Here is an 18,329-nt window from a genome sequence, read left to right as displayed (position 1 = left end):
GCTAGTGCCTCCCCAGCTGTGTGGTGACGATGTCCACGATCTGGGCAATGAAGGTGCCGATGACGGGGATGCTCACCATCCGGCGCAGGATATAGAGGGCCACGGCGCCCACCAGGGTGAAACCCACAGCCATGCCCAGGCCCCGCGCCACACCGGCGACGAAGTTGAGGTAAAGAAGCCGCCGCGTGTCCTGCTGCAGCGTGACGTACTCGGCAATCCGGTTCTGCTCCAGGGTCCGGGCCAGCCGCTCTACCTGTGTTCCCAGTTCTCGCTTCTCACCCTCCACGCCCACACCCGTCACCTCGTCTTTAGAATGCCCGGCAGAGACCATCCTTAGTGCACCATACCCTATTTCATTCGCCGCGGCCGGGAGAATTCCTTTCCACACTTTCCATAATCGAGAAGAGGGGGCGGTTAGCCCCCTCCTCTCAACTGGGAAAAGTATCCGCGCCGATCAGGGGAAAGCGTGAGGACCCAGAACAGTTGAATTCTCCAAGTGCCGATCACAGCAACCGGACAAATTTCAGACAATTGATCTCAGTAAAGCACTGATGAAAGGGCTAACTGAGAAGAGGCAGTTCCACGTGGCTCGGATAATCCGGCTCGTGCAACACAGTCTGGTTCGCGACCACGCTTTCTGTGTCGGCAGCTGGATCATTGCCCGTATTGGTATTAGGAAAAGCAAGGTTTTGGGCACCAGAGGTTACCTGTACTCTAATCCTGTGGCCTTCCTTAAAGACATAGCCGACGCGGGTTAAACGCAGTCGGTACTCCTCCACCTGGCCGGGGGTAAGGAGCTTGGGGCAGTCAAATCCATGCCGGTAGCGGGCTCGTAGAATACCGTCAGAAACCCGAATTGAATTACCTTGGTCGTCCACATCCGTCACCCGGATGACCCAGTCAGTATCCTTGGCACTACTGGCAGCGTAGAGGCAGGCAAAAAGGTCACCGGCGACGGTCACGTCTTCCGCCAGCGGCTCGGTGGTATAAGTGAGAACATCTGCTCTTTTTTCTACTTCTTTGTAGTTTTCAGGAACACTGAGCTCGTTTTCCGAAACGTCGATCAGATGAGGAGCAGGGTCGGACGGATCGAAAGTATACGTATCGGGTCGCTCTTGAGTCGGCGGGGCAGTGAATGATAGCCTGCCGCCTGCACGCAAATAGAGTTTGGTAAGCTTCACTTCTGCCGGCGGCCAAGCGTCGGCGTTCCGCCATTCGCCGGCACCCACGAGGTAGTATTGAACGCGCGGCTCCTTCTCCACTTCGTTCTCAACGCCTTTGAGAAAACGATCAAACCAACGCAAATAGAGTACGTCGAGGTCATACCGGATGGCGTTGTCGCCGAAGGCAATGTTGTGAATGTCGCGCGTAGTGTTGGCCTGGTGATACCAGGGGCCAAGGATAAGGCGCTGATTCCCCCGGCGGTATTTGTTAACCATTTCCCAGGCCTCACTGGTGCCCTGGCCATCGTCGTCATACCACCCAGAGATGATCAGTGCCGGCACGTTAATCTTGTCACCGTGACATCTCCAGTCCCCTGCCTGCCAAAACCGGTCGTAATCTGGGTGGCGCATCCACTCGCTCCAGAAGGGTATTTCTTTACCCAAAGCCTTGAAGGGAATGTCCTTTATCGGCCGGTGGCTGAGAACCTTGTCCCAGTCGTCACGCTTTACAGCCGCCGGGTCGGCGTGTTTCGCCGCTACCATGAAGCACCAGGCAAGGACGCCCGACATGAGGGTCCCCCCTTTACGCGGGAGATCCCCAAAGGGACTGCCTGAAGTCACAAGACTCACCATAGCCTTGAGGTGGGGGTTGCCGCTTCCGGCGGCAGCCCACTGGACGAAGCCTCCGTAAGAGCCGCCGATCATCCCCACTTTGCCGTCCGACCATGGTTGGGCGGCGATCCAATCCAGGGTATCGCTGCCGTCGGCGAGCTCGTGCACGAACGGCAGCCACTCTCCTTCAGAATCTCCACGCCCCCGGCAATCCTGTGCCACCACTGCGTACCCGCGGAAAACAAAGCGCAGTTCCGGCTCAGCAAACTTGGTCCGCCCGTACGGCGTACGAATCAGAATGGTAGGTACCTTGGTCCCCGGGAGCAAATCCCCCGGCAAATAGACCTCAGTTGCCAGCTTTACTCCATCTCGCATTTCCACCTGGAAGGTGCCCATGTGCTTAACGGTGTGCACCGCCTGGGAAAGACCCGGCCGGTGCCACTCTCCTAGAGGAGTCAGGTCCTCGTACCCGGGCCGCACAAGAATCAGGCAGCCTTCCCTCCGGGTCTTGATGAAACCTATGACTTCATCCCGGCAGGCAACTACATCGAGCGGGAACTTAACCCCTCGTTGCACCCAAATCCAGGCGGTGTCCCGCTTCCCGGCCACCGAACCGGCGACCCTTTGATAACGATGATAATGCGCACCATAACCAAGTGTAACTTCCGCGGCGCCTTCCCGGAAGGCGCTGTTTAACTCCTCGAGATTTTGGGCTATCTCAGCCAGCGGAAGCTCGTAGAAAGCACTGTCTTTTTCTCCCACAGGGCGGAAGTCCGACCACGCCCCGGTACCGACATCCTTTTTTCGGTGCAAGACGCCGGCGCGTTCCAGAATCACGTCGGCTCGATGCACCCCATACTTGTAGTACGCAAAAACCTGATTCCCGGTATCCATCTTGTTGCGCGCTCCTTTACTACAGACCCAGCACCGTTTTGAGCAGGTACGCAACCCCTATCCCCAAGTAGTTTCCTACCGCGTTGCCGATGGCCCCCAGGATTACGGCCGTACCTATGATGCCGTTCCAACCGCCCGAACCAGCCACCAGCGCAGATGTCGTGCCATCAGCGATGGAAGCGACGATGGAGATCAGCGTGTACTGATAGCTGACCTTGAACAACCGACAGAGAGTAGCGTGCAACAAAAGAGAACCCACAGCAACGAAAAAGCAGTACAGGGTAACCAGAGGGGCAGAGCCTAAAAACTGTTTAAGGTCAATGGCTAAACCAATAGCTGCCAAGTAGAACAACGAAACAAAGAGGCCTAAGTCCATGTTTCCTTTAATCTGCCGCATTGGTTTAAACTGAGCCAAGATAAGGGATAAGGTTGTGACTGAGATGATGCGTACTGCACCTGCCACCGCTTTATTAAAGTAACCAGCGATTTGAGTAGAGACAGCAGTCACTACGAAACCAATGGCGAAAAGTACCGCTATGTCGATCACCGACCACTCTTTCTTCGTAAGAAGGGACGCCGCGTCATCGCCCACAAGCTCATGATCTCTCAGACTATACGGCCAGAATTTCTTAAAAGCCTTAGAACGGGCAATAAGGGCGGGAGCAGCAAAGAAAAAGACAATCGTAGGGATACCGATCACATAGTCGGCGGCGTTAGCGGTTGCGAAGGTCGTAGGTGTCACCTCAAGTCCTGTCCCGATCGCCGCTAGGTTGCTGCTGCCTCCGGTGTAGGTACCTACAAACATGCCTGCGATCTTCCAACCTTCGTCAATCTTCGGGGCCAGCACCAAACCGGTGGCAAGGGCCATAATGCTTACGCTGATAACGGCCAACAGCATAGCGAACAGCGGTTGGCGTGAGAGTCTGATCCACTCCTTGATATTTACTGAAAGCAAGAACATGGTAAGAGCAAGGGGAATCGCGTAGGTGAAAAACACGCCATACGTTTCATCCGAATGTGGGAGGATCTTTAAGTTAGAGACGATTATCCCGAGAACAATGCAGGTAAGCGCAGGACCGATCGACTTAAAGAACCTGTACTTTTGTAGAAATAACGATGTGGCCACCATTGCGGCGACTCCGGCCAGAAGGCCCGGCTGAGTTGAGATCAACGAAGGCACCCCGAATCTCCTCCTCCAGTTTTGATAAGTCTTAGTTAAATGGCCTGAAGGCACAACCGCCAGACATGATTGACTGGAACCAGACGAGCCGGCTCACGTGATTACGCTCTTATTTTCCAACTACTTCCTTGAAGACGCGCAAATAATTGCCGCCCATGATTCGCGCTACTTCAGATTCACTAAACCCACGCTGCAAGAGTCCTTTTTTCACATTTACAACTTCTCCATGGTTGGAAATTCCAGGGGCGGCAAAGAACTTGGGCAGGCGGGCCTTCTCAGCGTCAGATAAGAAGGCAAGAAGGTGATCGCAAAAATCGAATCCGAGGCCTACAAAATCTACTCCGACCAAATCAGCAACATACTCCACATGATCAAGATACCGGGAGACGTCGACTCGCTGGGGATTGGTGTCGAGCATAAGATTCGTTGCATTAATACAAACGACTCCGTTATGTTGTGCAATAGCCTTGATCTGGTCATCGGTGACGTTTCTCGGAACGTTGCAAAGCGCCTTAGGGTTTGAGTGTGAAAAGATCACCGGCCCAGGGCAAAACTCCATCGCATCCCAAAAACCTTCTTCGTTGAGATGGCTCACATCGACGACTATGCCAAGCCTTTGAGCCAGCTCAACTACCCTCACGCCGAAATCAGTCAGCCCCCCTGCTTTACCTGACGGAACTTCCGTGTACGCGCAACCGTCGGCAGCATAATTTCTGCGGCTGTGAGTCAGAGTGACTACTCGTACGCCAAGCTGATAAAAAACGGGGAGGAGATTAAGGTCATTAAAAAGGGGCTCCACTCCTTCCATAGTAAGGATGATCGCAACCTTACCGGCTTCACTGGCAGCAACGATGTCTTGGTATGTGCAGCAAAGTTGGATATCGTCAGGCGTATCTTGCAATTCTTGATAAAGGGAGCTTACTTGGTCCAACGCCTGCCGGAGTGCCATCTCCGGCAGATAGGCATCATCCACATAAATAGCCCCGGCAACAACGTCAACCCCGCCTTCTCGAAACAACGGAAGATACCTGTTCTTGATCACCTGCTTTTCTCCCAAGGTGTGCCTCTTGCCCAGATCGAAGAGTAAATCAAAATGCGCATCAACCACCAAAGCCTTTTGTTTACCTTCTGCCACCGTGCTAATCGCTCCTCACCTAGTCTAGATTGGTTGCCGTCTGTCTTTCCTCCTCCCGTTCACCTCCTTTCCGACTACCTATGAGGTTGTCTAGGGATTTACAAAGGGCCGCCAAGTGGTCCCCTTGTACATTACCGCAAAACTACCACGCACAAAGTTTAGTAATACTTAACCAAATTATATATAGCTAAAGTTGGATCCGTCAAGACGGCATACCGCCCATGCGACCCACGAGTCTTACGCTCGGGCAGCCTGCGACCGTGGCAACCTTGTAACGCGCCAGACCGTAGGGAATACGCTGAAGAAGCTTCCTATCGAGGATGGCTTACACATACCGAAGCGCTATCGTTGCCATCGCTGGCCAGGAGTGGCCTCTTTCATCCGCATTGACCTCGGTGCCTTGATACTAACCACCTTGTTTCCTGTTCTTTCTTTCTTCTCTAGTGGGTGTTATACTTGTATGGAAAGTTCAAGCGTTAAGGAGGATTGGGGTGAACTTTGTTGGACAGCGTATTGCTGAAATACGTAAGAAAAAAGGGCTGCTGCTTAAAGAGCTGGCCGGCAAAACAGGCTTGAGCAGCGGCTATCTGTCTCTGCTCGAACGGGGCAAAATAGTTCCCTCGCTAAAGGCCCTGGAAAAGATCGCCCAGGCACTGGACGTTCCTTCTTTCTTCTTTCTCATGAACGACGTAGATAGGGTAACAGAAAACAACATTGTAAAAAAAGATGAACGAGCTGTTTTCAGGCTCCCGAACGCGTGCTATTCCCTGGAGATCCTGACACCGATTTTCAACAAAGGCATTAAACGTCAGTTCGATGTCTTCTATGTGGTGCTTAAGCCTAAGTCCTATCTAAACCAGGTTTTCATGGTTCATGAAGCAGATGAATGCAGCATCGTCTTGAGTGGTAAGGTAGATGTGTTGATCCGTGAAGAGCGTTTCGTCTTGTGTGAAGGAGACAGCATCTATATTTCGTCTTTTGCTCCCCACAACTACTACAACGGCGAGGATCAGGACGTCAGCCTGCTCTGCATTATGGCCCCGGCGGTGATGAAGAACTACCTGAAAGAGGGGTAAAACGGGAACCCCCTTGTCTCTTCTTGAAGCAAGGGGGTTCCTGAAAAACTCCTGTGCGCCGTGCTTAATGGGTTTAATCTTCCGGCTTTCAGCCTTGACGGCGCCCCGGTTCCGCCAGCACTGCGCGGCAGCGCGGGCAGACACCGCCCTCGATATCCTCGTGGTACATCCAGCAGCGCTCGCACTTTTCGCCCGCCGCCAGGCTCACCCGGCAGCGCGCCCCGAAGAAGCGCTCCATCGCCGCGGCCTCCGCCGGCGGCGTGTCCTCCGGCCCGTGCAGCTCCACCTGGGAAACGATAAAGAGCGTGGGCAGCTGGTCGGCGTAGCGCTTCAACAGCTCATAGGTTTGCCGCAGGTTCTCTGGGAACCAGAGGTCCACGCGCGCCCGGAGCGAGGTGCCGATGAGGCCTTCCTGGCGCGCCTTCTCCAAGGCCTTGGCCACGTCGTCCCGGACCTGAAGGAGCTCGTTCCAGCGTGCCTCCAGGTCGATGTCCAGGTACTCCTTTTTCACCTCGGGCCAGGCCGTAAGCTGCACGCTCGCTTCCTTGTCCTCGCCCGGCACGTAGGTCCAGATTTCCTCGGCAGTAAAGGTGAGCACCGGCGCCATCAGGCGCACCAGCGTTGTGAGTACCTCGTAGAGCACCGTCTGGGCCGCCCGGCGATCGCGCGCCTCGGGAGTGCTGCAGTAGAGGCGGTCCTTGATGACGTCCAGGTAAAAGGCGCTCATGTCGAGGGCACAGAAGTTGTGCAGGGCGTGGTAGAGCAGGTGGTAGTCGTAGTTCTCGTAGGCGGCGGTGACCTTCTCGGTGAGGCGCGCCAGCGTTAAAAGCGCCCAGCGATCCAGCTCGCCAAGCTCTGCATACGGCACTTTATCCCGGGCCGGGTCGAAGTCGTACAGGTTACCCAGGAGGAAGCGCGCCGTGTTCCTGATCTTGCGGTACACCTCGGCCAGTTGCAGGAGAATCTCCCGCGACACGCGGATGTCGGCTTTAAAATCGGAAGAGGCCACCCAGAGGCGCAGGATGTCCGCCCCGAACTCCTTGATGATCTCCTGGGGAAAGATCACGTTCCCGATGGACTTGGACATCTTGCGGCCCTCGCCATCGACCACGTAACCGTGGGTGAGCACCGCGTTGTACGGCGCCCGCCCGCGCACCGCCACCGCCGTAAGGAGCGAGGACTGGAACCAGCCGCGGTGCTGGTCGCTGCCCTCCAGGTAAAGGTCGCAGGGCCACTTGAGTTCCGGCCGGGTCTCCAGCACCGCAAAGTGGCTGGAGCCGGAATCGAACCACACGTCCATGGTATCGGTCTCTTTGCGGAAGGTGGTATTGCCGCACTCGGCGCAGGCGGTGCCGGGCGGCAGGATCTCCGCCGCGCTGTGTGTAAACCAGCCGTTGGAGCCTTCACGCTTAAAGAGATCGCGCACCGCCGCAATGCTTTCAGGAGTGATGAGTTCCTGGCCGCACTGTTCGCAGTAGAAGATGGGAATGGGCACACCCCAAACGCGCTGGCGCGAAATGCACCAGTCGGAGCGTTCGCGCACCATGGCGCTGATGCGCTCCTCGCCCCAGCTCGGGTACCACTTGACGTCCTTGATCGCCTCCAGGGTCTTATCCCGGAAGGCGTCCACCGAAGCAAACCACTGCTCGGTGGCCAAAAACAGCACCGGGTCTTTGCAGCGCCAGCAGTGCGGGTACTGGTGGGTGATGGTGCTGAAGTGGAGCAGCGCGCCGTGCCGCTTCAGTTCCGCAACGATGGGTTCGGTGGCCTCCCGCACCGGCAGGCCCGCGAACTTACCGGCTTCTTCGGTAAAGACGCCTTTACCGTTCACCGGGTTGAGGATGGGAAGCTTATACTTCTGCCCCACCTCGAAGTCCTCGAGGCCGTGGCCCGGCGCGGTATGCACACAGCCGGTACCGGCATCCAGGGTAACGTGCTCGCCCAGGATCACCACCGAGGGGCGCTCGATAAACGGGTGCCAGCACTCGACGCCCTCTAGCTCCTCGCCCCGGAAGGTACCCACAATGCCGTCGGCCCGGCGCCCGACTTCCTGCATCACCATCTCCACCAGGTCTTTGGCCAGTACATAGTACTCGTCGCCTGTTTTCACCAGCGCATACTCAAAGCGCGGGTTGAGGCAAACGGCTAGGTTGGCCGGCAGGGTCCAGGTGGTGGTGGTCCAGATCACAAAGTAGATCTTGTCGGCCGGCGCCAGCACGGTGAGGCGCCCGGTGGGGTCGGCCTTGAGGGGGAACTTCACGTAGAGCGAATCGGACTTAGCCTCCCGGTACTCCACCTCGGCCTCGGCCAGGGCCGTCTCACAGGTGGTGCACCAGTAGACCGGCTTAAGGCCCTTGTAAATGTAGCCCTTCTGGGCCATGGCCCCGAAAACCTCAATCTGCTTGGCCTCGTATTCCGGCTTGAGCGTCAGGTAGGGGTGTTCCCAGTCGCCCCGCACGCCCAGGCGCTTGAACTCCGCGCGCTGCTCGGCCACGAAGTGCAGGGCGTACTCGGCACAGCGCTTTCTCAGCTCCGCCGTAGAGATCTCGGCCCGGTTGAGGCCCAGGTTTTTGATGGCCGCGTGTTCAATGGGCAGGCCGTGGGTGTCCCAGCCCGGTACGTAGGGCGTATCGTAGCCGCGCATGTACTTGTACTTGTTGACAATGTCCTTCAGCACCTTGTTGAGGGCCGTGCCCAGGTGAATGTTACCGTTGGCGTACGGGGGGCCGTCGTGCAGGATGAACTTGGGCCGGCCCGCCGCATGTTTGCGGGTCAGGCCGTAAATATCCATCTCTTCCCAGCGGGCTAGAATCTCGGGCTCGCGCTGGGGCAGATTCGCCCGCATGGGGAACCTGGTCTTGGGTAGGTTAAGGGTCTTCGAGTAATCCATGCCTCCACCTCCAAAAGCACTGTTCGACCCGGAGCTTGCCCGGGTTGACTCTCTTCCTGAAACAGAAAACTCCCGTCCCCTTTGGGACGAGAGTTATTCCCGCGGTACCACCCATCTGGGCGCAAAAGTGCACCCGCTCGCGTCCGGTAACGGCCTCAGCCGGGGCCGCTTACTCCTTTAGAGTTTCAGCGCCCGACTCCCGGGTGATCTTCAGCCTGGACCGCCGTGCCGGCTCGCACCTTCCCCGGCTCTCTGCCCGTAGGCCTCGGCCTACTTTCCCGTTCATCGCCTTTAGCTTTTTGATTATGCCCATTATACAGCCCGGCGAAGCAAAAGTCAATTAAGCGCCCGCGCCGCGTTTGGGCACCCTCTCCCGCCGGCGTAGCCACAGCGAAAGCACCCCGGTGGCCATAACCGCCGGAACCAGGCGCACGGCCAAAACGCCGAGCGCCGGCAGGCCCAGCGCGGCAAAAATGGCCGTATCTTCAATAATGGCATGGTTGAGGCTTAAAAACACCCAGAGCAGGGTGAGTTCGCGCCGCGTCCAGCCGCCTTCCCGCACCGCCGCCAGGATTACACCGGCCCCATAGGTAAAACCGATGATCAGGCCGGTCGCCAAAGGGAGCGCCGCCCGCTCCGGCAGAAAAAGCCGCCTTAAGCCGCCCGCCAGGCTACCGCTCACCTTCTCCAGCCAGCCCATTTCCTTGGCCAGCTCCATGCCGGTCAAGAGGGGCACCAGGAGGAAAGCAACCCTGGCCAGGGAAAAAAAGCTGGCCGTAAGGCCGTCCGCCAGGACCTCCCAGAGAAATGCCACCGTGCGCCTCCCCCTTAAAAAAGCAGATTGAGTGCCAGGCCCACGGCGCCCGCCGTTAAGAGCCGGGCAGCGATTACAGTGGCTACTTCCCCACCGGCCTGGGCGACAATGGCGCCTTCCTGGGGCAAGGAATGCGAGAGCATCAGCATGGCGGCAAGAATGAGGCGCTGCTTGGCGCTGAGTTCCAGGACGGCCATGGCTCCCACCCCGGCGTACATGCTGGAAAGGTTGCCCGCCACCAGGGCAACGGCTGCCTCCCCGGGCAGCCCCAGCCAGGCCATGGCCGGGGCAAAGGCCCGGGCGAGCCGGGTCAGCCAGCCGGTACGGTCGAGGAAAGTCACGGCCAGGGTGGCCGGCACCATCACCTTGGCCAAAAGCCAGAGCACGGAGAAGGCGTTCTTAAGACCCGCCGTCAGGCTGTGCGCCAGTTTCTCCCGCTCCATCCGCTTCAGCTTCCCCCTTCTCCTCCGCCGGTGCGTCCAGAAGCGCCACCGCCCCCAAAAGCAGGGCGCGCGTCTGGGCCTTGTAGGCCGCCACTTCACTTTGGAGCCGGGAGTATTCCTCCTCCAGCTCCTTGAGGCGCCGGCGCCCTTCCTCGGCCAGCGCCTGCGCCTCGCTCCGCGCCTGGGAAATGATCAGCTCGGCCTCTTTCTCGGCGTTGGTGCGGGTGGCGTCGGCCGCTTTCTGGGCCAGCACCAGGGTGTTCTTCAGCGTCTCTTCCAGGTTGGCGTAGCGTTCTGTTTCCGCCCGCAACCGCCCCACCTCGTCCTTGAGGCTGGCGTTTTGCCGGTACAGCAGTTCATAATCCTCCAGCACCTGGTCGAGAAACTCATCCACCTCTGCCTCGCTGTAACCGCGCAGGCGCCGGTGGAACTCCTTTTTCTGAATGTCCAGAGGGGTAAGCATAGCGGCCCTCCTACCTTACATTACGAGATTAAGGATCAGGCTCAGCACCAGCCGGCGGATAAAGGAAAGCACTAGGAGCGCCAAGAGCGGGGAAAAGTCAATCATCCCCACCGGCGGCAAAAGCCGCCGGAAGGGCTCCAGGAAAGGCTCCGTCAGCTGGTAGACAAAGCGCACCCAGGGGGCGTAGGGGTCCGGGTTTACCCAGGAAAGGAGCAGGCGGATCAAGATAAGGAGGTTGTATAGGTCGAACAGCCGGGCAACAACGTTATAAAGGAACAAACCTTCACCCCCGCTTACTTTCGGGCCGCCCCCAGCTCCGCCGAGCGCTCTGCCCCCGCCTGCACCGCCTGGAGCACCAGGCCGCGGAAACCACCGGCCTCCAAAGCGGCAATGCCGGCGATGGTGGTACCGGCCGGCGAAGCCACCCGGTCTTTCAGGTTGCCGGGGTGTTCGCCCGTCTCCAGCACCATTTTAGCGGCGCCGAGCACTGTTTGCGCTGCCAGGGTCTGGGCCACCGATCGCGGTAAGCCGGCCAACACCCCGCCGTCCGCCAGAGCTTCGATGAACATGTAGACATAGGCCGGGGCCGAACCGCTGAGGCCGGTGACGGCGTCCAGCAGGCCTTCGTTCAGGATAAAGGCCTTGCCCACCGCTCCCAGAAACTCGGCCACTTTCTCCACGTCGGCCTGCGTTGCCCCTGGGCCGGCCGCCACGCCCGCCGCGCCCGCCTGTACCAGGCACGGGGTGTTGGGCATCACCCGCACCAAACGGGCCGGGTTAAGGAAACCGGCCAGGTAGGAGGTAGGCACCCCGGCCATAATGGAGACCACCAGGTGGCGCGCCTCCCAGGTACCCTGGAGTCCTGCCAGCACGGCGGCGGCCGCCTGCGGCTTCACCGCTAAAAAGACAATGTCGGCGCGCGCCGGCACCTCTTTGTTGTCTCGCACCGCCTGCACGCCCAGAGTCCGGGCCAGGTAAGAGACGCGCTCCGCGTCGATGTCGCTCACCACGGCCTGCCCCGGTTCAACCAGCCCCTGGGCGATAAAGCCTTTGAGCAGCGCTTCGGCCATGGCACCGCCGCCGATAAAACCAACCGTCTCTGCCATAACTCGCTTTGCCTCCACTTCCAATTCCGGCCTTTTTACCTCAGCCAGGGTAAAGCTGCTTCTTTTACTTCCCTTTCCGGCGCCAGCACATCCACGTTGCTGGGGGCAAAGAGCACAATGTCCGCCCCCACCCGTTCCACCGTGCCGCTCAGCGCAAAGGCGGCGCCGCTGACAAAGTCCACCAGGCGCTGGGCCGTGGCGTCATCCACCTCGGCCAGGTTCACAATCACCGTGCGGCGGGACTTAAGATGGTCGGCCACGGTTTTTGCGGCTTCAAAGCCTTCCGGTTGCACCACCACCACCTTGCTGCCGCCGGCGGCGCTGGGCAGGCCCACCACCTTACCTTTTTTCCGCTCGGACCGGGCCGGAGGCGCCTCCATCTCCGGGGCGGCCTCTTCCGGCTCGCCTTCGACCAGCATCTCCTCAAACCCCATCAGGTTGAGGAACTTTCCCACCCAACCTCCTGCCATGCTTGCACCTTCCTTCTCTTAGTCACTCCCGTCTTAACTCCGGCGGCCAAAGATAGCCGTGCCGATACGCACCATGGTGGCACCTTCTTCTATTGCCACCTCGAAGTCGCCGCTCATGCCCATGGACAGCTCGGTCATGGTGACCTGCGGCAGCTTAAGCTCTGCCGCCTGCCGGGCCAGCGCAGCCAGTTCTCGGAAAACCGGCCGCACCTCCTCCGGGTCGGTCACGTACGGGGCCACCGTCATCAAGCCGCGCACCTCGATGTGCTCCAAGGCCGCCACACCTTCCAGGAGCTTTAGCGCTTCCTCCGGCCGCACCCCGTGCTTACTGGCCTCACCGGCCACATTCACCTCCACCAAGCACTTTACCCGCACGCCCGCGGCCGCGGCGCGTTTCTCCAGGGCCTGCGCCAGGTGCAGGCTGTCCAGCGAATGCACCCAGGGGAAAAGCTGCACGGCCTGCTTGGCCTTGTTGGTTTGCAGGTGGCCGATGAGGTGCCAGGTAATACCGGCCGGCAGGGCCGGTGCCTTGCCCAGGGCCTCCTGGACCCGGTTTTCCCCCACATCGGTTATACCCGCTGCTAAAGCCTGGCCAATCACCTCCGGGCTGACTGTTTTCGTTACCGCTATCAGGCGAATATCTTCTGGTCGGCGACCAGAACGGAGAGCAGCCTCCGCGATCCGCTCGCGTACCGCGGCCACGTTGTCTGCCACCGTCCCCACGGCCAATGCCTCCTTTGCACCCTCACAGGGAAAGACCCTTTCCCATGCTATTCGACACTATCCAGTTATTCCCTTCAAGCGCAGCGAAAAAACTATCATCGAGGCGAAAAAACGAGATTTAGGGGTGCCAGCCCACCGCCACCTCATCCCCGGCCTTGAGACCCGCCACTAAGGCCTGGCCGTTTTGCTGCAAGCGCACCTCTACCGCTGCAAACCGCCACCTGCCGCCGCGGCGCACGTAAACACCCGTTTCTTCCCCCTCCTGCACCAACGCCTTCTCCGGGACCAGGGGGCCGACCAGCTCCCGGGCGACAAGCTCTACGCTGGCCGTGCGCTTTTGCGCCAGGGCTGCCGGCGCGTTGTCCAGCTTGACCAGGAGTGTGTCCGGGCCGGAGGCGCGTTTCACGGCCACCACGGCGGCCGCCACGCGCGCTCCCTCCGGGGTGAAGACAACCGTCACCCTGTCACCCGGCTTAAGGTCCACCGCCGGCAACTCCTCGGCGTTCACCTTGACAAAGGTGGGCTCGTCCTGAACCACCTTGGCCAGAATCTGGCCGGGCGCCACGCTCGCCCCGGCGGGAACAGGGGTGCTGAGCACCGCGCCTTGGGGCTCGCTCAACGTCACGGCCGCCTCGCCCTGCAGCGGGTCAAAGGCTTCCTCCCAGCCGTCCAGGGTAAAGAGCACCACCCCGGCCACCGGCGCCAGCACAGGGGTGCCGGCCGCCTGGAAAAGCCGCTCCGCCTCCAGGTTCTTTTCCCGCCAGGATCCGCCCCGGACGGCCGTGTCGTTGAGCCGCGCCTGTTCCGCTTGGAGGGCGGTGCGCCGCTCGACCAGCCTCGCCAGCTCCTCCTCCAGGCGCCGTGTGGCGGCCGTCTCATCGCCCTGGCGCACCCGGACGCGCAGGACAGCCAGGGCGGACTGGATGGCGCCGGTTACCTCTTTGAGCTCCGCCTCTACCCGGCTTAAACGGGCGTTAATGTCCCCCTGCCAGTCGGCCCGTTCTTTCTCCACTTCCCGTTTGAGCGCCTGCGCCCGTGCCAAAAGGTCTGGGTCCAGGATCTCCCCGATGCGGGCACCGGCGCTTACCCGCGTTCCAGGCTCGACCTGGATCTGCCAGAGCCCGGCCGCCGGGGCCACCAGCACCGCCTCGCGCCTGAGGAGCAAGGCCTCGCCCGCCAGCTTGACCGCCAGGGTTCCCTCTGTTACTGGTACGCTGCGCACCGCCCGTTCCAGGAAGGCCCGGCCGGCCAGGTAGGCAGTATTCACCGCCGCCACCAGGCCGAACACCGCCAGGAAGGCCAGCACCAGAAGGGGGGGCCGGCGTTTTCTCCGCTCCACTACCGTCATGAAGGCCACCTCGCGTTCGAGAGATTGCCTTCATAATTTCCACATCCTGGAAGTCATCTCCTCCTGGGGTCGGCGTTTTTTCAGGCTAGGGCTGGAGGGCTATCACCGCGGCCAGGCTGCCGGTGCGTCCCTTTTCGACACGGTAGGAGTAAAAATCCGCCACCCGGCAGGCGGTGCACAGCCCGGCGACAGCGATGTTTTCCGGCCGTACTCCGGCCGCCACCAGCTGCCGCCGGTTAAGCTCCCAAAGATCGAGCAGCCAGTGTCCGGAGCCGTGCGCCTGAACCACTTCCCGCCAAAAGGGGAAGTGGGCCTTGAGCGGCGCCAGCACGCGTTCGTCCACCTCATAGCAGCAGGGGCCGATGGAAGGCCCCATCGCCACCAGCATGTCGCCGGGGCGGGTCCCGTACACCGCGCTCATCTTCGCCAGCGTCGCCAGGGCCACCCCGTCCACACTGCCGCGCCAACCGGCGTGCACCGCGCCCACCGCCGGCCGCACCGGGTCGAGAAAGAGAAGCGGGACACAGTCGGCGGTGTAAACCGAAAGCGGCAGGCCCGGCACCGACGTGACGAGCGCGTCAGTGGCGGGAAGCCCCTCTTCCCACGCCTGTGCCCCGCGACCGGCCTCGGCCGGGGTAACCGCGGCCACGTGCGTGCCGTGCACCTGTTGCCCGGCCACCAAGGCCCGCGGGTTAAGCCCCAGGGCGGTGAGAAAAAGGTAACGGTTTTCCAGCACCTCGCCCACCCGGCCGTTCTTAAAACCAAGGTTAAGGCCGGTCACCTCGCCCCGGGAGACGCCGCCGTGCCGGGTGCTGAAGCCATGCCGCACCCGGCCGGTGGCGGAAAAAAGGTCGGCGGTAAGATAAACCAGAGCGCCCGCTTTCTGCCAGCTGAACCCTTGTGCCATAAGCTACTTCCTTTCCTTTTCAGCCTCGCTACATCATTCGGCCCGGGCGGCTGCGTTTCCTGCCCTTCCATCACAGCCTTCCGGCCCCAATAAGAAAGGCCCGGCGAGCCGGGCCGCTACTTGCCAGGGGGAGAGGAGAAGGGGCGATGCTCTACGAGTATCACATCGTAACCGATGCGTTTTACCTTTTCCCAGCTGATCACCACGTCCTCATTGCGTCCGAAAAGGCCCAGCACTCTGGTTGCGCCGGGGACAATCAGGGCGCGGATCCGCCCGGCCTCCAGGTCGATGTCCACATCTACCACGTTGCCGAGTTTCCGCCCGTCGCTGATATTGATAACTTCACGGGACCTGAGTTCCGAACCGCGTACGAGCATGGCCCTCGCCTCCCCCGCACAACATATATATGCGGGGGAAGGAGAACTTAAACCTCAGACTTTTGGTTCGAGATGCGGGCTGGCCACGGCCTCAAAACGGAGGAGGTTGGTGGTGTTGTAGGCCTGGACAGCCCGGTTGCGCCAGGCAGGGTAAGAGCCCACCGTGAGGATGATAAGGGCCGCGGCCAAAAGAACCATCCGGCGCACTTGTACCACCTCCCTAAATGTAGCGGCGCAGCCGCTGCAGCGCAGCCTTCTCGAGCCGTGAGACCTGGGCCTGGGAGATGCCAATCTCTTCGGCCACTTCCATCTGGGTCTTGCCGTGAAAGAAACGGAGATTGAGGATATGCCGCTCGCGCGGGTTCAGTTTGTTCATCGCCTCGCGCACCGCCAGGTCCTCCAGCCAGTTTGCATCCTGCTGCTTTTCGTCCTTCACCTGGTCCATCACGAAGATCGGGTCGCCGCCGTCGTGGTACACCGGTTCAAAAAGCGAGATGGGCTCTTGGATGGCGTCCAGGGCGAACACCACTTCTTCGCGCGGTACCTTGAGTTCGTGAGCGATCTCACCCACGGACGGTTCCCGGGCGTAGCGGTTCACCAGGGAATCGCGCACCTGGAGCGCCTTGTAGGCGATGTCGCGCAGGGAGCGGGAGACGCGAATCGGGTTGTTGTCCCTGAGGTAGCGGCGAATTTCACCGATGATCATGGGCACCGCATAGGTGGAGAACTTCACGTTTTGATTAAGGTCAAAGTTATCGATGGCCTTCATGAGACCAATGCAACCCACCTGGAAGAGATCGTCCACGTTTTCGCCCCGGTTGTTAAAGCGCTGGATCACGCTCAGCACCAGGCGCAGGTTGCCGCTGATCAGTTTTTCGCGGGCCGAGCTGTCTCCGCCCTCGAGCGCCCGGAACAGCTCCCGCATCTTGGCGTTGGAAAGCACCGGGAGTTTCGCTGTGTTGACGCCACAGATTTCAACTTTGTTCGCTAACACCAAAACCCCTCCCGGAAGGCTGCCTAGTCCCAGTATTGCCAGGCGAGAGGGGTTTTATGCCTCGTCACTCCATGCGCTTGATTTCGCGGCGCAAGCGTTTGATGATCCGTTTTTCTAAACGTGAAATATAAGACTGTGAAATACCCAAAAGGTCCGCCACCTCTTTTTGCGTCTTTTCCGGACTACCCTTCAAGCCGAAACGCAGTTCCATGATCAGTTTTTCCCGCGCTGAAAGTTTTTGCAGGGCCTGGTGGAGCAGTTTTTTGTCCACTTCTTCCTCTACGGAGCGGGAGATAATATCGCCCTCGGTCCCCAAAACATCGGACAGGAGGAGCTCGTTCCCATCCCAGTCGATGTTCAGCGGCTCGTCAAAGGACACCTCTGAACGTACCTTGTTGTTGCGGCGAAGGAACATGAGGATTTCGTTCTCCACGCAGCGCGAGGCGTAGGTGGCCAGCTTGATCTTTTTCGCCGGGTTAAAGGTATTTACCGCTTTGATCAACCCGATGCTGCCGATGGACACCAGGTCCTCTATCCCGACGCCGGTGTTTTCGAACTTGCGGGCAATGTAAACCACGAGCCGCAGGTTGTGCTCGATGAGCAGGCTTTTTACGGCCTTGTCGCCGCGCTGCAGCCGTTCCAGGAGGTACCCTTCCTCCGCGCTGGTAAGCGGGGGTGGCAGGGCTTCACTGCTGCCCACATACCAAAGGGCGCGACGCTCAATGCCGAGAAATTGCAGCAGCCGGATGAGAAAAAGCCGTACCGCCAGGCGGCCGGCAGCCGAGAAAGGCTTCATGCGCATCTCCCCCTCAAGCCTCATCCAGGTATGGGGCAAGCACCTGCGGATTAACAAGGGCCTGGTAGGCACCCTCGGGCGACAGGCGTTGCAGCGCCAGGCCTACTACGGCCCGCGGGATCTTCGTTTTCCGCCCGGCATAGGTAACCCCCACCTGATCCGGGCGAAAGGCCAAAAGCAAGGAGTTGGTCTGCCCCAGGGAATCAAACGGTATAATGCGAAAGCGGTGCGCTTCAGGTTCTGCCGCCAGCACCTGGCTCAACCTGTCCAGGTCAAGGCCCTCCTTAAGGGCGGCCAGCAAACGCGGCGACACCAGGAAGGAGAGGGCCGCGGCTTCCGCCACCACCACCGGCGCCCCGGTAAGCGGGTCGACCAGGAGGTTGCCGCTATCCAAGATCGCCTTCAGTTCGGCCTCGCGGCTCCCCCAGCGGATGGTAAGCTTGGCCTGCACCTCCTTTTGCCAGCGCCGCCGGCTCAGGTACAGCCAGGCCAGCCGCGCCGCCGGCACTGTTACTGCCAAGCCCAGCAACAGCGTCCACCAGGGGATGCCGGGGAGCGGCCCGCTGGTTTCAACAGCCGGGCCCTGACCCAGGTAGTACACGGCCAGGGCCGCCCCGCCCAGCGTGAACGACAGTAAGTAGAAGTAGCCGGCGGCACGCAAAAAGCGAACCGGGGACGCGGGAACAAAGGTAGCCGCCAGGATCAGTACGGAAAAAAGCACCTTGGCCACCCATCCCACCCCCAGGGTGGAGGGGGTGAGCACAAGGTACACCGCGTACGCCGTTCCCACCGCCGCGCCCAGAAGGAGGCGCCCGAGGCGTGCCGGAACCTGGGCCAGCCAGGAAGTGAGGAAAAGAATAATGAGGTTCATCACCAGGTTAATGGCGACAAGGACGTCTAAATAAACATAACGCACGGCCGTGCCTCCTGGCAAATGT

20 protein-coding genes and 1 other annotated feature are annotated in these 18,329 nt (G+C 60.1%); of the genes, 1 reads left to right on the top strand and 19 read right to left on the bottom strand.

The window, feature by feature from the left end; translation table 11 throughout:
- Position 1: 1 nt before the first annotated feature.
- The 4 genes from K5554_RS07550 to K5554_RS07535 form a co-directional block, all read right to left on the bottom strand.
- Positions 2-292: a DUF5665 domain-containing protein gene (locus tag K5554_RS07550; RefSeq protein WP_255565323.1), complete on the bottom strand. Its 291-nt coding sequence runs from the start codon at positions 290-292 to the stop codon at positions 2-4.
- 268 nt (positions 293-560) lie between these two features.
- Positions 561-2,669 carry a CocE/NonD family hydrolase gene (locus tag K5554_RS07545; RefSeq protein ID WP_221037901.1) on the bottom strand — a complete coding sequence of 703 codons (2,109 nt, stop codon included), beginning with the start codon at positions 2,667-2,669 and terminating at the stop codon, positions 561-563.
- A 19-nt stretch (positions 2,670-2,688) separates the two neighbouring features.
- The gene (locus K5554_RS07540; protein WP_221037900.1) at positions 2,689-3,849 is read right to left on the bottom strand and encodes a DUF819 domain-containing protein; all 1,161 of its coding nucleotides are present in this window, start codon (positions 3,847-3,849) and stop codon (positions 2,689-2,691) included.
- Positions 3,850-3,958: 109 nt separating this feature from the next.
- The gene (locus K5554_RS07535) at positions 3,959-4,984 is read right to left on the bottom strand and encodes a dipeptidase (RefSeq protein ID WP_221037899.1); all 1,026 of its coding nucleotides are present in this window, start codon (positions 4,982-4,984) and stop codon (positions 3,959-3,961) included.
- Between the two features lie 491 nt (positions 4,985-5,475).
- Between K5554_RS07535 and K5554_RS07530 the strand changes: the two genes are divergently transcribed.
- Entirely contained in the window at positions 5,476-6,060 is a 585-nt protein-coding gene (locus K5554_RS07530; protein ID WP_221037898.1) for a helix-turn-helix domain-containing protein, read from the top strand.
- Between the two features lie 88 nt (positions 6,061-6,148).
- Here the strand turns inward: K5554_RS07530 and ileS are convergent, their stop codons facing one another.
- The 15 genes from ileS to K5554_RS07455 form a co-directional block, all read right to left on the bottom strand.
- Positions 6,149-8,950: an isoleucine--tRNA ligase gene (ileS, locus tag K5554_RS07525; protein ID WP_221037897.1), complete on the bottom strand. Its 2,802-nt coding sequence runs from the start codon at positions 8,948-8,950 to the stop codon at positions 6,149-6,151.
- A 79-nt stretch (positions 8,951-9,029) separates the two neighbouring features.
- Positions 9,030-9,245: a binding site (T-box leader), on the bottom strand.
- 45 nt (positions 9,246-9,290) lie between these two features.
- A complete protein-coding gene (locus K5554_RS07520) occupies positions 9,291-9,764 on the bottom strand; it encodes a nucleoside recognition domain-containing protein (protein ID WP_221037896.1) in 474 nt (157 codons plus the stop codon).
- A 14-nt stretch (positions 9,765-9,778) separates the two neighbouring features.
- Complete coding sequence (locus tag K5554_RS07515) at positions 9,779-10,207, bottom strand: nucleoside recognition domain-containing protein (protein WP_221037895.1); 429 nt, start codon at positions 10,205-10,207, stop codon at positions 9,779-9,781.
- Positions 10,164-10,670 (bottom strand): DivIVA domain-containing protein, encoded by a 507-nt coding sequence (locus K5554_RS07510; protein ID WP_221037894.1) that lies wholly within the window; start codon positions 10,668-10,670, stop codon positions 10,164-10,166. Before K5554_RS07510 ends, K5554_RS07515 begins: the two co-directional genes overlap by 44 nt.
- A gap of 15 nt (positions 10,671-10,685) precedes the next feature.
- Entirely contained in the window at positions 10,686-10,949 is a 264-nt protein-coding gene (locus K5554_RS07505) for a YggT family protein (protein ID WP_221037893.1), read from the bottom strand.
- Positions 10,950-10,963: 14 nt separating this feature from the next.
- The gene (gene proC, locus K5554_RS07500) at positions 10,964-11,776 is read right to left on the bottom strand and encodes a pyrroline-5-carboxylate reductase (RefSeq protein WP_221037892.1); all 813 of its coding nucleotides are present in this window, start codon (positions 11,774-11,776) and stop codon (positions 10,964-10,966) included.
- Between the two features lie 35 nt (positions 11,777-11,811).
- Complete coding sequence (locus tag K5554_RS07495) at positions 11,812-12,246, bottom strand: cell division protein SepF (RefSeq protein ID WP_221037891.1); 435 nt, start codon at positions 12,244-12,246, stop codon at positions 11,812-11,814.
- A gap of 33 nt (positions 12,247-12,279) precedes the next feature.
- Entirely contained in the window at positions 12,280-12,969 is a 690-nt protein-coding gene (locus tag K5554_RS07490) for a YggS family pyridoxal phosphate-dependent enzyme (protein ID WP_221037890.1), read from the bottom strand.
- A gap of 118 nt (positions 12,970-13,087) precedes the next feature.
- On the bottom strand, positions 13,088-14,317 hold the full coding sequence (locus K5554_RS07485) for an HlyD family efflux transporter periplasmic adaptor subunit (protein WP_221037889.1): 1,230 nt from the start codon (positions 14,315-14,317) through the stop codon (positions 13,088-13,090).
- 85 nt (positions 14,318-14,402) lie between these two features.
- Complete coding sequence (pgeF, locus tag K5554_RS07480; RefSeq protein WP_221037888.1) at positions 14,403-15,224, bottom strand: peptidoglycan editing factor PgeF; 822 nt, start codon at positions 15,222-15,224, stop codon at positions 14,403-14,405.
- 116 nt (positions 15,225-15,340) lie between these two features.
- Entirely contained in the window at positions 15,341-15,601 is a 261-nt protein-coding gene (locus tag K5554_RS07475) for a YlmC/YmxH family sporulation protein (RefSeq protein ID WP_221037887.1), read from the bottom strand.
- A 54-nt stretch (positions 15,602-15,655) separates the two neighbouring features.
- Positions 15,656-15,808, bottom strand: a complete 153-nt coding sequence (locus tag K5554_RS07470; RefSeq protein WP_221037886.1) for a hypothetical protein — start codon at positions 15,806-15,808, stop codon at positions 15,656-15,658.
- Positions 15,809-15,821: 13 nt separating this feature from the next.
- Entirely contained in the window at positions 15,822-16,595 is a 774-nt protein-coding gene (gene sigG, locus K5554_RS07465; protein WP_221037885.1) for an RNA polymerase sporulation sigma factor SigG, read from the bottom strand.
- A 64-nt stretch (positions 16,596-16,659) separates the two neighbouring features.
- Positions 16,660-17,391 carry an RNA polymerase sporulation sigma factor SigE gene (gene sigE, locus K5554_RS07460; RefSeq protein ID WP_370636849.1) on the bottom strand — a complete coding sequence of 244 codons (732 nt, stop codon included), beginning with the start codon at positions 17,389-17,391 and terminating at the stop codon, positions 16,660-16,662.
- Between the two features lie 13 nt (positions 17,392-17,404).
- A complete protein-coding gene (locus K5554_RS07455) occupies positions 17,405-18,307 on the bottom strand; it encodes a sigma-E processing peptidase SpoIIGA (RefSeq protein ID WP_221037883.1) in 903 nt (300 codons plus the stop codon).
- Positions 18,308-18,329: the final 22 nt, after the last annotated feature.

The sequence above is a fragment of the Gelria sp. Kuro-4 genome (assembly GCF_019668485.1).
In the GTDB taxonomy this organism is placed as follows: Bacteria; Bacillota; DTU030; order DUMP01; family DUMP01; genus DUMP01.
This window is presented reverse-complemented; position numbering and strand designations above follow the sequence as displayed.